This is a genomic window from Pelomonas sp. Root1237 (genome assembly GCF_001425055.1).
Taxonomy (GTDB): Bacteria; Pseudomonadota; Gammaproteobacteria; order Burkholderiales; family Burkholderiaceae_C; genus Pelomonas.
In genome coordinates, this window is sequence record NZ_LMDK01000004.1 from 92,777 (window position 1) to 105,243 (window position 12,467).

Consider the following 12,467-nt stretch of genomic DNA (forward strand, 5'->3'; position numbering starts at 1 on the left):
CGGAGCGGATGACGCACCCCCTCGGGGCACAGTGAATGCAATGAGCATGGGGGCGCACAGGTCATCGGGTCATTCTGGCAGTGATCGGCACCGAAATAGGGCTGACTTTTAGAATCGCGCCCCATGCCGAATTCAGCCTCCCCGCCCGCCATCTCCTTCGAGAACGTCAAGAAAACATACCGGGGAGGGCAGGTGAAGGCGTTGGACGGCGTCAGTTTCGACATCCACTGCGGTGAGTTCTTCGGCCTGCTGGGCCCCAACGGTGCCGGCAAGACGACGCTGATCAGCGTGCTGGCCGGCCTGGCCAAGGCCACCGAGGGCCGTGTGCGCGTCATGGGCCATGACGTGGTGGACGACTACGCTGCCGCCCGCAAGGCGCTGGGCGTGGTGCCGCAGGAACTGGTGTTCGACCCCTTCTTCAGCGTGCGCGAGTCGCTGCGCATCCAGAGTGGCTATTTCGGCGTGCACGGCAACGATGACTGGATCGATGAATTGCTGCACAACCTGGGCCTGACGGACAAGGCCAACGCCAATATGCGCCAGCTGTCGGGCGGCATGAAGCGCCGCGTGCTGGTCGCCCAGGCTCTGGTGCACCGCCCACCCGTCATCGTGCTGGACGAGCCCACGGCCGGCGTGGACGTGGAACTGCGCCAGACGCTGTGGCAGTTCATTGCCCGCCTCAACAAGGAAGGCCACACGGTGCTGCTGACCACGCATTACCTCGAAGAAGCCGAAGCCCTGTGCCAGCGCATTGGCATGCTGAAAGCCGGCCGCATCGTGGCACTGGACCGCACCTCGCAGCTGTTGGCGGGTACGGCGTCCACGATGCTGCGTTTCAAGACCGATGCCGCGCTGCCACCTGACATCGCGGCGCGTGCGCGGGTAACGGGGCGCATCGTGCAGGTGACGGCGCATGACGCCCATGAGGTCGAGACGACGCTGGCCGAGCTGCGCGGACAGGGAGTTCCCATCGAAGACCTGGAGATCGGTCGCGCCGATCTCGAAGACGTGTTTCTTGAAATCATGCAGGGAGAGCACGCATGAATGGTGCTTCCACCCTCTTCAAGAAGGAAGTCCTGCGCTTCTGGAAGGTTGCGTTCCAGACGGTCTGCGCCCCGGTGCTGACGGCGGTGATGTACCTGCTCGTTTTCGGCCACACGCTGGAAGACCATGTGAAGGTCTACGACAGCGTCGGCTACACGCAGTTTCTGATCCCCGGTCTCGTGATGATGAGCGTGCTGCAGAACGCCTTCGCCAACAGCTCGTCCAGCCTCATCCAGAGCAAGATCACCGGCAACCTCATCTTCCTGCTGCTGACGCCGCTGTCGCCGTCGGCCTGGTTCGTCGCCTATGTCGGCGCGGCCGTCGTGCGCGGGCTGGCGGTGGGGGCGGGCGTGCTGCTGGTCACCGCCTGGTTTGCGCCGCCGGGCCTGGACAACATCCTGTGGGTGCTGCTGTTCACGGTGCTGGGCGCCGGCCTGATGGGCACGCTGGGCCTGATTGCGGGCTTGTGGGCCGAGAAGTTCGACCAGCTGGCCGCCTTCCAGAACTTCATCATCATGCCGATGACGTTTCTGTCGGGCGTCTTCTACTCAGTGCACTCGCTGCCCGGTTTCTGGCAGGGCATCAGCCACCTGAACCCCTTCTTCTACATGATCGACGGATTCCGCCGCGGCTTCTTCGGCGTCAGCGACGTGTCGCCGTGGTTGAGCCTGGGCGTGGTGGGCGTGAGCTTCGTGGTCACGGCGGGCCTCGCTTTATCGCTGCTGAAGAGCGGCTACAAGATCCGTTCCTAAAGGATGGTTTTCGCAGCCCCGAAGGGGGCCGCGCCCACCCTTCCCTAAAATGTGGGGTTTTCCAGAAGGACAGTGATGGCCGACCCGACCCCGCAAGAAGTGCGCGATTTCATTGCCGCAGGCCTGCCCTGCGCGCATCTCGAAGTCGAGGGCGACGGCCGCCACTTCTTCGCGACCATCGTGTCGGACGAGTTCAACGGCCTCTCGCGCATCAAGCGCCACCAGCGTGTCTACGCGGCGCTGGGCGAGCGCATGCGCGAGCAGATCCATGCGCTGTCGATGAAGACGCTGAGCCCCGAAGAGTGGAGCGCCCAATGACCGGCCTGACCCTCGCTCTCTCCAAGGGCCGCATCTTCGAAGAGACGCTGCCGCTGCTGCGCGCCGCCGGCATCGAGGTGCTGGAAGACCCCGAGACCTCGCGCAAGCTGATCCTGCCGACCAACCGCGAAGGCGTTCGCGTCGTGCTGGTGCGTGCCAGCGACGTGCCGACCTATGTGCAGTACGGCGGCGCCGACCTTGGCGTGGCCGGCCGCGATGTGCTGCACGAGCAGGCGCTGGCCCAGGGCGGCTCGCACGGCCTCTACCAGCCGCTGGACCTGAAGATCGCCCGCTGCCGCATGAGCGTCGCCACCCGCGCCGACTTCGACTACGCCGCTGCGGTGAAGCAGGGTTCGCGCATCCGCGTTGCCACCAAATACACCGAGATCGCCCGCCAGCATTTCGCCGACAAGGGCGTGCACGTCGACCTCATCAAGCTCTACGGCTCCATGGAGCTGGCGCCGCTGACCGGCCTGGCCGAGGCCATCGTCGACCTGGTCTCCACCGGCGGCACGCTGAGGGCGAACAAGCTGGTCGAGGTGGAGCAGATCATGGACATCTCGTCCCGCCTCGTCGTCAACCAGGCCGCGCTCAAGCTCAAGCGCGACGCGCTGCGTCCGCTGATCGACGCCTTTGCCTCGGCCATTGCATGAAACTCGTTCGCCAACTCTCCACCGCCGCGCCCGACTTCGATACCGAGTTCGAACGCCTGCGCTACTGGTCGGCGGCGGACGATGCCGCCATCGAAGGCCGCGTCGCCGAGATCCTGGCCGATGTGCGCGAGCGTGGTGACGCTGCCGTGCTGGATTACACCGCGCGCTTCGACCGCGTGACGGCCGACAACGTCGCCGCGCTGGAGATCACGCAAGCCGAATTGCAGGCCGCGCTGGCCTCGATCACGCCGGCCCAGGCCACCGCCCTGCAGGCTGCAGCCAAGCGGGTGCGGGCCTACCACGAGCGCCAGCTGGAAGCCTGCGGCCGCAGCTGGAGCTACCGCGACGAGGACGGCAACCTGCTCGGCCAGAAGGTCACGCCGCTGGACCGCGTGGGCATCTATGTGCCGGGCGGCAAGGCGGCTTACCCCAGCAGCGTGCTGATGAACGCCATCCCCGCACAGGTCGCGGGCGTCGGCGAGATCATCATGGTCGTGCCCACGCCGGACGGCGTGCGCAACCCGCTGGTGCTGGCCGCCGCAGCGGTGGCGGGCGTGCATCGCGTATTCACCATTGGCGGCGCACAAGCCGTGGCGGCGCTGGCATACGGCACGGCCACCATCCCGCGTGTCGACAAGATCACCGGCCCGGGCAATGCGTATGTGGCTTCGGCCAAAAAGCATGTGTTTGGCCAGGTCGGCATCGACATGATTGCCGGCCCCAGCGAGATCCTCGTCATTGCCGACGGCACGACACCGCCCGACTGGGTGGCGATGGACCTGTTCAGCCAGGCCGAGCACGACGAGCTGGCGCAGAGCATCCTGCTCAGCCCGGACGCCGCCTTCCTGGATGCCGTCAGCGCCAGCATGGAGCGCCTTGTCGAGGAGATGCCGCGCGAGGCCGTCATCCGCGCATCGCTGGCCGGCCGCGGCGCGTTGATCCTGACGCGCTCGATGGAAGAGGCCTGCGAGATCAGCAACCGCATCGCGCCCGAGCATCTGGAGATCAGCGCCACCGAGCCGCAACGCTGGGAGCCGCTGCTGCGCCACGCCGGTGCCATCTTCATGGGCGCCTACACGAGCGAGTCGCTCGGCGACTACTGCGCCGGCCCCAACCATGTGCTGCCCACGGCCGGCACAGCGCGCTTCTCGTCCCCGCTGGGCGTCTACGACTTCCAGAAGCGCAGCAGCCTCATCGAAGTCAGCGCCGAGGGCGCGCAGACACTCGGCCGCATCGCCAGCGAACTGGCCCACGGCGAAGGCCTGCAGGCCCATGCACGCGCAGCCGAACTTCGACTGAAGTGACCTACAGCTGAAAGCTAGGCCGCGTCGACAGGCGCGGCCTTGAACGGGCTGCGCTCCGGCGGCTCGTCGTGCTCGGCCGTCTTGGTCAGCGCGGTGGTGATCCAGTTCAGCGCCGACACGCGGTGGCGCACCGCGCAACTCAGCGGCTCAGGTCTACAACCCATCTTGGCCTTGGGCTCCAGCGCCGTGCGGCCCAGGCTCAGCCGCGTCGAACCGAAGGCGATCGCGTCCTGCACAGTGGACTGCAGCAGCGTCAGGTAGATCGGCGCGTCGGCATTGGCCGCGCGGTCGTAGCCGATGTAGTAGCCCAACGTCGTGTCGCCGTCGTGCACGCTGGTGACGAAGCCCAGCCAGCGCCCGTCGGCATGCTCGGCCACACGGCAGCGGAAGCGCGGGCCCAGGGCGGCGGCCATGGCGGGCAGATAGCCTGGCGTCAGCGTTGCCAGCCGCAGGCCCTGGGCCTGGTGGACCTGGCCATAGAGAGCATGCAGCTCGTCGGCCCGCGCCAGCAGCTCCTCGGCGCTGGCCTCGCGCAGCGTCAGGCCGGCCGCGGCGCAGTCCTTCAGCAGCTTCTTGGCTGCGCTGCGGTAGCCCGAGGTCATGCTGGCCAGGTAGTCGTCCCAGCTGCGCCATTCGGGGCGCAGCGTCAGCACCATGTCGGGTTCGGTGTCGACGCTGCGATAGCCCAGCAGGCGCAGTGACGGTGAGACGTGCCGGGCGGCCATGCCGAGGTCCTTGATCAGCGCCAGGTCGGACTGGCCGTCGAGCTTGTCGGCGCGGCGCAGCCGGTAGATGGCTTCGCAGACGCCATGCCAGAGCTGGCCCTCATCGGCATGCGGCGCCAGGGCCATGGCGCGCGCGCCCCAGACGAGCAGGTTGCCGCAGACCAGCAGATGCTCCTTGAGCCCGGCCATGGGTGCATCGACCAGCTTCTTGCTGCCGGGCTTGCGCAGCTGGGCGCCGCCGACGGCCACGCGCTGCAGCAATAGCGCCGCGACTGGCGCACCATCGGCATAGGCCATGGCGTAGCGCGGCTCGATGTTGTCCGGCGCATGCTGCTCCAGCACGCGCAGGTAGTCGCGCGACAGGAAGAGGGTCTGCGCCGCGAGCGCGTCCCAATGTGCCGGGTTCAGGAAGTCGACGCGGTCGGCCAGCACCAGTTGCAGGCCCGAGGCTGTGCGCCGCGCGACGCGCCTGGCCTTGATGTCCTGCAGGGCCTGGACGGGGTTGACCACCTGGGGCTTGAGCTTGCCGAGGGCGCGGCCGGTGCGCTTGAGCTTGGCCACGGTGGCCTGCAGGGGCTTCTTGGCGAGGGGCGATATGGGCATTGATGGTGGAGTGACAACGGGATGCAAAGGCTAACTCAATCGATTCAAGCGAGAGGTATTTGGACACGAAGTTCGTGCAACACGAACTTCGTGTGATACGCTTGATGCCATGAAGAACGTCACCGTGTCCATGGATGACGCCGTGGCCGAATGGGCCCGGTTGGAAGCCGCGCGGCGCAACACCAGCGTGTCTCGCCTGCTGGGGGAACTGCTGGGCGAGAAGATGCGCCACGACGACGCCTACGAGCGGGCGTTGCAGGACTGGTTGCACCGCGAGCGGTCCTGGGCCTCCGACGGGCAGCCCTATCCCGGCAGGCAGGTGCTTTGATGGCGGATCCCGTCTTCGTCGACACCTCCGTGCTGCTGTTCAGCGAGGACGGCGCCCGCCCCGCTGAGCGCGAGCAGGTGCTGGCCTGGCTGCGCGAGCTGTGGGCCACCCGCACCGGCCGGGTGTCGGTGCAGGTGCTGAACGACTTCTACCTGCTGGCCACGCGCCAGGTCACGCCGCCCATGCCGCAAGGCGATGCGCGTGCCGAGGTGCGCCGCTACCAGCACTGGCGCCCGTGGGCGACGGACCAGGCGACTGTCGAATCCGCCTGGTCGCTGGAAAGCCGTTTCACCCTGCCGTTCGCCGACGCCCTCGTCGTCGCCAGCGCCAAGGCGCAGGGCTGCACTCGACTGCTCAGCCTGGCCCTGCCGCACGAAGCCGTCTTCGACAGCGTGCAAGTGTTCAACCCCATCGTGACCGCCCCATGAGCCTCGACCAAGCCCTTGCCCAGATCCGGCCCGACGTGCGAGCGGCACAGGCTTACGTCGTCCAGCCGAGCACCGGCTTCGTCAAGCTGGACATCATGGAGAACCCCTACCGCCTGCCGACCGAACTGCAGTTGGCGTTGGGCGAGCGCCTCGGCGCCGTTGCCATCAACCGCTACCCGGCCGAGCGCACCGCCGACCTGGCCGCGGCGCTGAAGGTCCATGCCGGCCTGCCCGAGGCCTTCGGCATCACGCTGGGCAATGGCTCGGACGAACTCATCAGCCTGCTGACGCTGGCCGTGTCCAAGCCTGGTGCGGTCATCCTGTCGCCGCTGCCCAGCTTCGTCATGTACGAGATGTCGGCGCGGCACCAGCACCTGCGTTTTGTCGGCGTGCCGCTGCAGGCTGGAGACTTCGAGTTGGACGAGGCCGCCATGCTGGCCGCGATTGCGGAGCATCAGCCGGCACTCATCTACCTCTCCTACCCCAACAACCCGACCGGCAACCTCTGGGACGCCGCCGCCATCGAGCGCATCGTCGCCGCGGCGCCTGGCCTGGTCGTCATGGACGAGGCTTACCAACCCTTTGCATCCTCCGACAGCCTGGCGCTGATGGCCCGCCACCCGCACGTGCTGGTGATGCGCACCATGAGCAAGTTCGGCCTGGCCGGCGTGCGGATCGGCTATCTCTGTGGTTCGGCCGAGCTGGTCGCGCAGATCGAGAAACTACGCCCGCCCTTCAACGTCAGCGTGCTTAACGCCGAGGCCGCGCTGTTCGCGCTGGAGCATGCCGAGGTCTACGCCGCCCAGGCCGCCGAGCTGCGCCAGCAGCGTGAGCGCCTCTTCAGCGCCTTGCAGGCCATGCCCGGTGTCACACCCTGGCCAAGCCAGGGCAATATGATCCTGGCCAGGGTTCAGGACGCCGCCGCGACCTTCGTGGCGCTGAGGGCCCGGGGCGTGCTGATCAAGAACGTCTCGGCCATGCACCCGCTGCTAGCGAACTGTGTGCGCATCACGGTCGGAACGCCCGACGAAAACACCCTGCTGCTCCAAGCGATTCAAGCATGTCTGAACTGAACGCCTCCACAACCGCGCGCATCGCCGAAGTCACTCGCAACACCCGCGAGACGCGCATCACGGTGCGCGTCAACCTGGACGGCACGGGCCAGTCCAAGCTGCAGACCGGCATCGGCTTCTTCGACCACATGCTGGACCAGATCGCCCGCCACGGCCTGATGGACCTGGACATCCATTGCGAGGGTGACCTGCACATCGACGGCCACCACACCGTCGAGGACGTCGGCATCACGCTGGGCCTGGCCGTCGCCAAGGCCGTGGGCGACAAGGCCGGCCTGACGCGCTACGGCCACAGCTATGTGCCGCTGGACGAGGCCCTGTCGCGGGTCGTCATCGACCTTTCCGGCCGCCCGGGCCTGCACATGGACTGCAAGTTCACCGCTGGCAGCGTCGGCGCCTTCGACACCCAGCTGACCTTCGAGTTCTTCCAGGGCTTCGTCAACCACGCGCTGGCCACGGTCCACATCGACAACCTGAAGGGCCACAACGCCCACCACCAGGCCGAAACCATGTTCAAGGCTTTTGGCCGCGCGTTGCGCATGGCGACGACGCCGGACCCGCGCTCCGCAGGCGTGATCCCGTCGACCAAGGGCTCGCTGTGAGCCGCGCCTTGCTCCGCAGCCTCGCGGCACTGGCGTTGAGCGGCCTGTTTGCCGTGGGGGCCATGGCGCAGGAAGGGCAGCCTTGCCCGCGGCCGGGTACCCAGGAGGACATGCCCCAGACGCTGGGCCCGGGCTTTGAGCGCATGATGACCCATGGCTTCGAAGCCACCATGCCCGGCGGCGGCTGCAGCATCCGCTACAAGCATCCGAGCGGCATGTGGGCCGACGTCTACATCTACCAGGCCCAATTGGGTCGCGTCGAGGACGTTGCGCGAGATCCCCGGTTGCTGGAGGAGTTCAAGTCCGCGATGAGCGGCATCGTCAAAGGCTGGCAGCAGCGTTACCCCGACACCAAGGTGCGCGACGTCGTCGCGCAATATGAGAACCACGGCCAGAGCCGAACCGAGGTCTTGGTGGGCTGGGCCACGATCGACCGCCCCGAGAAGGAAGTTTTGCGCAGCTATGTGCAGCTGTGGAGTGGCGGTGGCTCCATCTGGAAGCTTCGCACCACCTTCCCCGGCGTCGACAAAGCCGTGTCCGAGCCCGCCGTGACGGCACTGGGCAATGCGCTGGTCGACCTGTCCCGGGGGAAGCCATGACCCGCACCGTTGCCGTCGTCGACTACGGCATGGGCAACCTCCGCTCGGTGTCTCAAGCTGTCATCCATGCCGCCGAGGGCCAGGGTTTCGAGGTGGCCATCACTTGCGACCCCGAAGTAGTGCGCGCCGCCGAGCGTGTTGTGCTGCCCGGCCAGGGTGCCATGCGCGACTGCATGCGCGAGCTGGCCGACTCGGGTGTCAAGGAAGCCGTGCTTGAAGCCGCCGCCACCAAGCCGCTGCTGGGCGTGTGCGTTGGCATGCAGATGCTGCTGGATCACAGCGAGGAGCAGGACACGCCCGGCCTGGGGCTGATCCCGGGCCGCGTGCAGCGCTTCCGCCTGGAAGGCCGGCTGCAGGAAGACGGCAGCCGCTTCAAGGTGCCGCAGATGGGCTGGAACCGCGTGCACCAACCGCGGGCGCATGCTGTTTGGGATGGCATCCCGGACGAGAGCTGGTTCTACTTCGTGCACAGTTTCTACGCGACGACTGCGTTGCCGGAACACAGCGCCGGCGAGACCGACTACGGTGCTCGCTTTACCTGCGCGGTGGCCCGGGATAATATTTTTGCGACTCAATTCCACCCCGAGAAAAGTGCCGCGCTGGGCCTCGCCCTCTACCGCAATTTCCTGCACTGGAAGCCCTGAACGGGTCTGCACTTTCTCGTCTCCCGCCTTCCTTTCCCTCCAGCCCCTCAGCCCCCGGCCATGCTGCTGATCCCTGCCATCGACCTGAAAGACGGTCGCTGTGTCCGCCTCAAGCAAGGCGACATGAACGACTCCACCACCTTCGGCGAAGACCCCGCTGCGATGGCGCGCCGCTGGCTCGATGCCGGCGCGCGGCGCCTGCACCTGGTGGACCTGAACGGCGCCTTCGCGGGCAAGCCGGTCAACGAGCCGGCCATCAAGGCCATCATCAAGGAGATCGGCGACGAGATCCCCATCCAGCTCGGCGGCGGCATCCGTGACCTCGACACCATCGAGCGCTACCTGGACGATGGCCTGAGCTACGTCATCATCGGCACCGCCGCGGTCAAGAACCCCGGCTTCCTGAGGGACGCCTGCACTGCCTTCGGCGGCCACATCATCGTGGGCCTGGACGCCAAGGACGGCAAGGTTGCCACCGACGGCTGGAGCAAGCTGACCGGCCACGAGGTCATCGACCTGGCGCAGAAGTTCCAGGATTACGGCGTCGAAGGCGTCATCTACACCGACATCGGCCGCGATGGCATGCTGACCGGCATCAACATCGAGGCCACCGTCAAGCTGGCCCAGGCGCTCACCATCCCGGTGATCGCCTCGGGTGGCCTTTCGGACATCGCCGACATCGAGCGCCTGTGCGCCGTCATGGGCGACGGCGTCGAGGGCGTCATCTGCGGCCGCTCCATCTACACCGGCGCGCTGGACTTCACGGCCGCCCAGGTGCGGGCGGACGAACTCATCGCAGCGGCCGGCTGAGAGCCTCTCAGCGCCTGCGCCGGCGGGCCAGCAGGGCCAGCGCGCCCAGGCCGCCCAGCATCAGCGCGTAAGTCTCGGGCTCAGGTACCGGTGCAGCCACGAGGAAGGTCCTGATCTCGCCGCCGGTGGACAGCGTGGAGTGGATGTTCAGATAGGCCTTGCCGTCGGCCAGGCCGGTCGCGAAGGCGGCAAAGGCGCTCGACACATTGCCGCCATTGGCCGTGACGAAGGCAGGGTTCCAGCTCGATGTCTGCGTCATGTCGAAGGTCATCGAATAAGTGCCCGACATGACACCCGCGCCCGAGGGAAAGGCCGGGAAGCTCGGTACCGGCGTCGCGACGCCCGCCGAGCCCCCCCCGGCCGCCGCCGTGCAGCAGTGGATATGGCTGGCCGTGACACTGCCGGTCAGATTGCTGAAGGTCACGTTCACCTTCATCGAGAAGGTGTCGTCATCGAAGATCACACTGACCGTGCCCGTGCCGAGCGATCCGGCCGCCGCGGCAGGTTCACCGAGGTTGCTCAGCGTGCCGATATAGGTCACCGGGTGAGCCGAGGCAGCGGCGGCGCCCAGGGCGAGGGTTGCGGCGAGCAGGGCGGGGGAGGTCAGTCTCATCGTCATCTCCTGTTGTGGTGGTGGAACTTGCGAAGCTACGGATTGAGCGCCAGTTCGGTTCCGCCGCGAAGCCCCTAACCATCGAGGGAATAATTCAGCCCTCGCTTCCGTATCCCCGTCATGCTTGCCAAACGCATCATTCCCTGCCTCGACGTCACCGCCGGCCGCGTGGTCAAGGGCGTCAACTTCGTCGGCCTGCGTGATGCGGGCGATCCGGTGGATATCGCCGCGCGCTACAACGAGCAGGGCGCCGACGAGCTGACCTTCCTCGACATCACCGCCACCAGCGACGGCCGCGACCTCATCCTGCACATCATTGAGGCCGTCGCCTCGAAGGTGTTCATTCCCCTGACCGTGGGCGGCGGCGTGCGCGCGGTGGCCGACGTGCGGCGGCTGCTGAACGCCGGCGCCGACAAGGTGTCCTTCAACTCGGCGGCGGTCGCCGACCCTGAACTGATCCGCGCCGCCAGCGACAAATACGGTGCGCAGTGCATCGTTGTCGCCATCGACGCCAAGCGCCGCGCCGACGGTTCGGGTTGGGACGTCTACACCCACGGCGGCCGCAAGAACGTCGGCCTTGACGCCGTCGATTGGGCCCGCAAGATGGCCGAGTTCGGCGCCGGTGAGATCCTGCTGACCAGCATGGATCGCGACGGCACCAAGAGCGGCTTCGACCTCGAATTGACCCGCGCCGTTTCCGACGCCGTGCCCGTGCCCGTCATCGCCTCGGGCGGCGTGGGCTCGCTGGACGACCTCGCCGATGGCATCACGAAGGGCGGCGCCGACGCCGTTCTGGCCGCCAGCATCTTCCACTTCGGCGAGCACACCGTGGGCGAGGCCAAGGCCTTGATGGCGGCGCGCGGGATTCCGGTCCGCCAGTAGATGGGTGAAGTTCGCATCATCGGCGGCCAGTGGAAACGCTCCAAGCTGCCCGTGCCTGACCTGCCTGGGCTGCGCCCCACGTCGGACCGCATTCGCGAAACCCTCTTCAACTGGTTGGGGCAGACGCTCGACGGTTGGCGGGTGCTTGATGCGTTTGCTGGCAGCGGGGCCTTGGGTTTCGAGGCAGCGTCACGCGGGGCGGATGCGGTGGTGATGATCGAGCGCGAGGCGGCCTTGGTAGACGGGTTGCGGGCCAGCCAGAAGCGTCTGCAGGCCACGGCCCTCATCATCCACCGGGCCAATGCGCTGAACTGGATGCTGGCTTGCCCGGACCGCTTCGACCTCATCTTTCTTGACCCGCCGTTCGCCGACAACCTGTTCGACCGCGCGCTGGCCGCTGCCATGCAGCTGTTGGCCGAAGGCGGGCTGATCTACGTCGAATCCCCGGGCGAGATCGCTCCCCCGGCCGGATTCACCACCTGGCGCCAGGGCCGAGCCGGCGTCGTGCACTACCAATTGCTGCGTCGCGAGGACAATCCGGCCGCATGACGACCCGCACCACCATCACGGCCATCTACCCGGGCACCTTCGACCCGATCACGCTGGGCCACGAGGACCTGATGCGCCGCTCGGCCGCGATGTTCGAGCGCCTGGTGCTGGCGGTGGCGGTCGGCCATCACAAGAAGACCATGTTTTCCCTGGACGAGCGGCTGGCGATGGCCCAGGAAGTGGCGGCACCGCTGGGCAATGTCGAGGTCATCGCCTTCGACGGTCTGCTGCGCGACTTCGTGCGCACCCACGCCGGCCGTGTCGTCGTGCGTGGCCTGCGCACCGGTGGCGACTTCGAATACGAGTTCCAGATGGCCGGCATGAACCGCAAGCTCATGCCCGAGGTCGAGACCATCTTCCTGACGCCCGGCGAGCACCACCAGTACACATCCAGCACCTTCGTGCGCGAGATCGCGACGCTGGGTGGCGAGGTGGCGGAGTTTGTGTCGCCCGGGGTACTGGCGCGGCTGAACGAGCGCTGCAGGAAGGGGGGCTGACGATGGCGCTGATGATCACGGACACGCGGGGCGGGAATCGGCA

At 67.1% G+C, this 12,467-nt stretch carries 17 protein-coding genes; 15 read left to right on the plus strand and 2 right to left on the minus strand.

What is annotated here, in order from left to right; genetic code table 11:
* The first annotated feature begins 123 nt into the window (after nucleotides 1-123).
* The 5 genes from ASC91_RS05900 (at nucleotide 124) to hisD (ending at nucleotide 4,071) form a co-directional block, all read left to right on the plus strand.
* Nucleotides 124-1,044 (plus strand): ABC transporter ATP-binding protein, encoded by a 921-nt coding sequence (locus ASC91_RS05900; RefSeq protein ID WP_056193688.1) that lies wholly within the window; start codon nucleotides 124-126, stop codon nucleotides 1,042-1,044.
* Complete coding sequence (locus tag ASC91_RS05905) at nucleotides 1,041-1,796, plus strand: ABC transporter permease (RefSeq protein WP_056193690.1); 756 nt, start codon at nucleotides 1,041-1,043, stop codon at nucleotides 1,794-1,796. The genes ASC91_RS05900 and ASC91_RS05905 overlap by 4 nt, the downstream gene beginning before the upstream one ends.
* A 75-nt stretch (nucleotides 1,797-1,871) precedes the next feature.
* A complete protein-coding gene (locus tag ASC91_RS05910) occupies nucleotides 1,872-2,114 on the plus strand; it encodes a BolA family protein (protein WP_056193694.1) in 243 nt (80 codons plus the stop codon).
* Nucleotides 2,111-2,767, plus strand: a complete 657-nt coding sequence (hisG, locus tag ASC91_RS05915; RefSeq protein ID WP_056193697.1) for an ATP phosphoribosyltransferase — start codon at nucleotides 2,111-2,113, stop codon at nucleotides 2,765-2,767. Before ASC91_RS05910 ends, hisG begins: the two co-directional genes overlap by 4 nt.
* Nucleotides 2,764-4,071, plus strand: a complete 1,308-nt coding sequence (gene hisD, locus ASC91_RS05920) for a histidinol dehydrogenase (protein ID WP_056193701.1) — start codon at nucleotides 2,764-2,766, stop codon at nucleotides 4,069-4,071. The genes hisG and hisD overlap by 4 nt, the downstream gene beginning before the upstream one ends.
* Before the next feature lie 14 nt (nucleotides 4,072-4,085).
* Here hisD and ASC91_RS05925 read toward each other — a convergent pair whose 3' ends face one another.
* Entirely contained in the window at nucleotides 4,086-5,399 is a 1,314-nt protein-coding gene (locus tag ASC91_RS05925; protein ID WP_056193703.1) for a GNAT family N-acetyltransferase, read from the minus strand.
* A gap of 109 nt (nucleotides 5,400-5,508) precedes the next feature.
* Between ASC91_RS05925 and ASC91_RS05930 the strand changes: the two genes are divergently transcribed.
* Genes ASC91_RS05930 through hisA form a run of 7 tightly spaced genes read left to right on the plus strand, consistent with a single transcriptional unit; the run spans nucleotide 5,509 to nucleotide 9,883 of the window.
* Nucleotides 5,509-5,727 (plus strand): hypothetical protein, encoded by a 219-nt coding sequence (locus tag ASC91_RS05930; protein ID WP_056193705.1) that lies wholly within the window; start codon nucleotides 5,509-5,511, stop codon nucleotides 5,725-5,727.
* On the plus strand, nucleotides 5,727-6,155 hold the full coding sequence (locus ASC91_RS05935) for a PIN domain-containing protein (RefSeq protein WP_056193708.1): 429 nt from the start codon (nucleotides 5,727-5,729) through the stop codon (nucleotides 6,153-6,155). Before ASC91_RS05930 ends, ASC91_RS05935 begins: the two co-directional genes overlap by 1 nt.
* Nucleotides 6,152-7,228, plus strand: a complete 1,077-nt coding sequence (gene hisC, locus ASC91_RS05940) for a histidinol-phosphate transaminase (protein ID WP_056193711.1) — start codon at nucleotides 6,152-6,154, stop codon at nucleotides 7,226-7,228. Before ASC91_RS05935 ends, hisC begins: the two co-directional genes overlap by 4 nt.
* A complete protein-coding gene (gene hisB, locus ASC91_RS05945) occupies nucleotides 7,216-7,830 on the plus strand; it encodes an imidazoleglycerol-phosphate dehydratase HisB (RefSeq protein ID WP_056193714.1) in 615 nt (204 codons plus the stop codon). The genes hisC and hisB overlap by 13 nt, the downstream gene beginning before the upstream one ends.
* A gap of 8 nt (nucleotides 7,831-7,838) precedes the next feature.
* The gene (locus tag ASC91_RS05950) at nucleotides 7,839-8,429 is read left to right on the plus strand and encodes a hypothetical protein (protein WP_157281203.1); all 591 of its coding nucleotides are present in this window, start codon (nucleotides 7,839-7,841) and stop codon (nucleotides 8,427-8,429) included.
* Nucleotides 8,426-9,073: an imidazole glycerol phosphate synthase subunit HisH gene (hisH, locus tag ASC91_RS05955; RefSeq protein WP_056193720.1), complete on the plus strand. Its 648-nt coding sequence runs from the start codon at nucleotides 8,426-8,428 to the stop codon at nucleotides 9,071-9,073. Before ASC91_RS05950 ends, hisH begins: the two co-directional genes overlap by 4 nt.
* 60 nt (nucleotides 9,074-9,133) lie before the next feature.
* Complete coding sequence (hisA, locus tag ASC91_RS05960; RefSeq protein ID WP_056193723.1) at nucleotides 9,134-9,883, plus strand: 1-(5-phosphoribosyl)-5-[(5-phosphoribosylamino)methylideneamino]imidazole-4-carboxamide isomerase; 750 nt, start codon at nucleotides 9,134-9,136, stop codon at nucleotides 9,881-9,883.
* A gap of 7 nt (nucleotides 9,884-9,890) precedes the next feature.
* Here hisA and ASC91_RS05965 read toward each other — a convergent pair whose 3' ends face one another.
* A complete protein-coding gene (locus tag ASC91_RS05965) occupies nucleotides 9,891-10,496 on the minus strand; it encodes a CHRD domain-containing protein (RefSeq protein WP_235531862.1) in 606 nt (201 codons plus the stop codon).
* Nucleotides 10,497-10,616: 120 nt separating this feature from the next.
* On the opposite strand from ASC91_RS05965, the gene hisF reads away from it, so the two are divergent.
* The 3 genes from hisF to coaD are packed head-to-tail and all read left to right on the plus strand — an operon-like array spanning nucleotide 10,617 to nucleotide 12,424.
* A complete protein-coding gene (hisF, locus tag ASC91_RS05970; RefSeq protein ID WP_056193729.1) occupies nucleotides 10,617-11,378 on the plus strand; it encodes an imidazole glycerol phosphate synthase subunit HisF in 762 nt (253 codons plus the stop codon).
* A complete protein-coding gene (gene rsmD / locus ASC91_RS05975) occupies nucleotides 11,379-11,927 on the plus strand; it encodes a 16S rRNA (guanine(966)-N(2))-methyltransferase RsmD (RefSeq protein WP_056193732.1) in 549 nt (182 codons plus the stop codon).
* Nucleotides 11,924-12,424: a pantetheine-phosphate adenylyltransferase gene (gene coaD, locus ASC91_RS05980; RefSeq protein ID WP_056193735.1), complete on the plus strand. Its 501-nt coding sequence runs from the start codon at nucleotides 11,924-11,926 to the stop codon at nucleotides 12,422-12,424. The genes rsmD and coaD overlap by 4 nt, the downstream gene beginning before the upstream one ends.
* Nucleotides 12,425-12,467 lie beyond the last annotated feature (43 nt).

Coding starts and splice junctions, on each gene's coding strand:
- ASC91_RS05935 (WP_056193708.1), top strand. CDS start 5,727: ATGGCGGATCCCGTCTTCGTCGACACCTCCGTGCTGCTGTTCAGCGAG.
- ASC91_RS05965 (WP_235531862.1), bottom strand. CDS start 10,496: ATGAGACTGACCTCCCCCGCCCTGCTCGCCGCAACCCTCGCCCTGGGC.
- ASC91_RS05910 (WP_056193694.1), top strand. CDS start 1,872: ATGGCCGACCCGACCCCGCAAGAAGTGCGCGATTTCATTGCCGCAGGC.
- ASC91_RS05900 (WP_056193688.1), top strand. CDS start 124: ATGCCGAATTCAGCCTCCCCGCCCGCCATCTCCTTCGAGAACGTCAAG.
- ASC91_RS05930 (WP_056193705.1), top strand. CDS start 5,509: ATGAAGAACGTCACCGTGTCCATGGATGACGCCGTGGCCGAATGGGCC.
- hisH (WP_056193720.1), top strand. CDS start 8,426: ATGACCCGCACCGTTGCCGTCGTCGACTACGGCATGGGCAACCTCCGC.
- rsmD (WP_056193732.1), top strand. CDS start 11,379: ATGGGTGAAGTTCGCATCATCGGCGGCCAGTGGAAACGCTCCAAGCTG.
- hisF (WP_056193729.1), top strand. CDS start 10,617: ATGCTTGCCAAACGCATCATTCCCTGCCTCGACGTCACCGCCGGCCGC.
- hisC (WP_056193711.1), top strand. CDS start 6,152: ATGAGCCTCGACCAAGCCCTTGCCCAGATCCGGCCCGACGTGCGAGCG.
- hisB (WP_056193714.1), top strand. CDS start 7,216: ATGTCTGAACTGAACGCCTCCACAACCGCGCGCATCGCCGAAGTCACT.
- coaD (WP_056193735.1), top strand. CDS start 11,924: ATGACGACCCGCACCACCATCACGGCCATCTACCCGGGCACCTTCGAC.
- ASC91_RS05925 (WP_056193703.1), bottom strand. CDS start 5,399: ATGCCCATATCGCCCCTCGCCAAGAAGCCCCTGCAGGCCACCGTGGCC.
- hisD (WP_056193701.1), top strand. CDS start 2,764: ATGAAACTCGTTCGCCAACTCTCCACCGCCGCGCCCGACTTCGATACC.
- hisA (WP_056193723.1), top strand. CDS start 9,134: ATGCTGCTGATCCCTGCCATCGACCTGAAAGACGGTCGCTGTGTCCGC.
- ASC91_RS05905 (WP_056193690.1), top strand. CDS start 1,041: ATGAATGGTGCTTCCACCCTCTTCAAGAAGGAAGTCCTGCGCTTCTGG.
- hisG (WP_056193697.1), top strand. CDS start 2,111: ATGACCGGCCTGACCCTCGCTCTCTCCAAGGGCCGCATCTTCGAAGAG.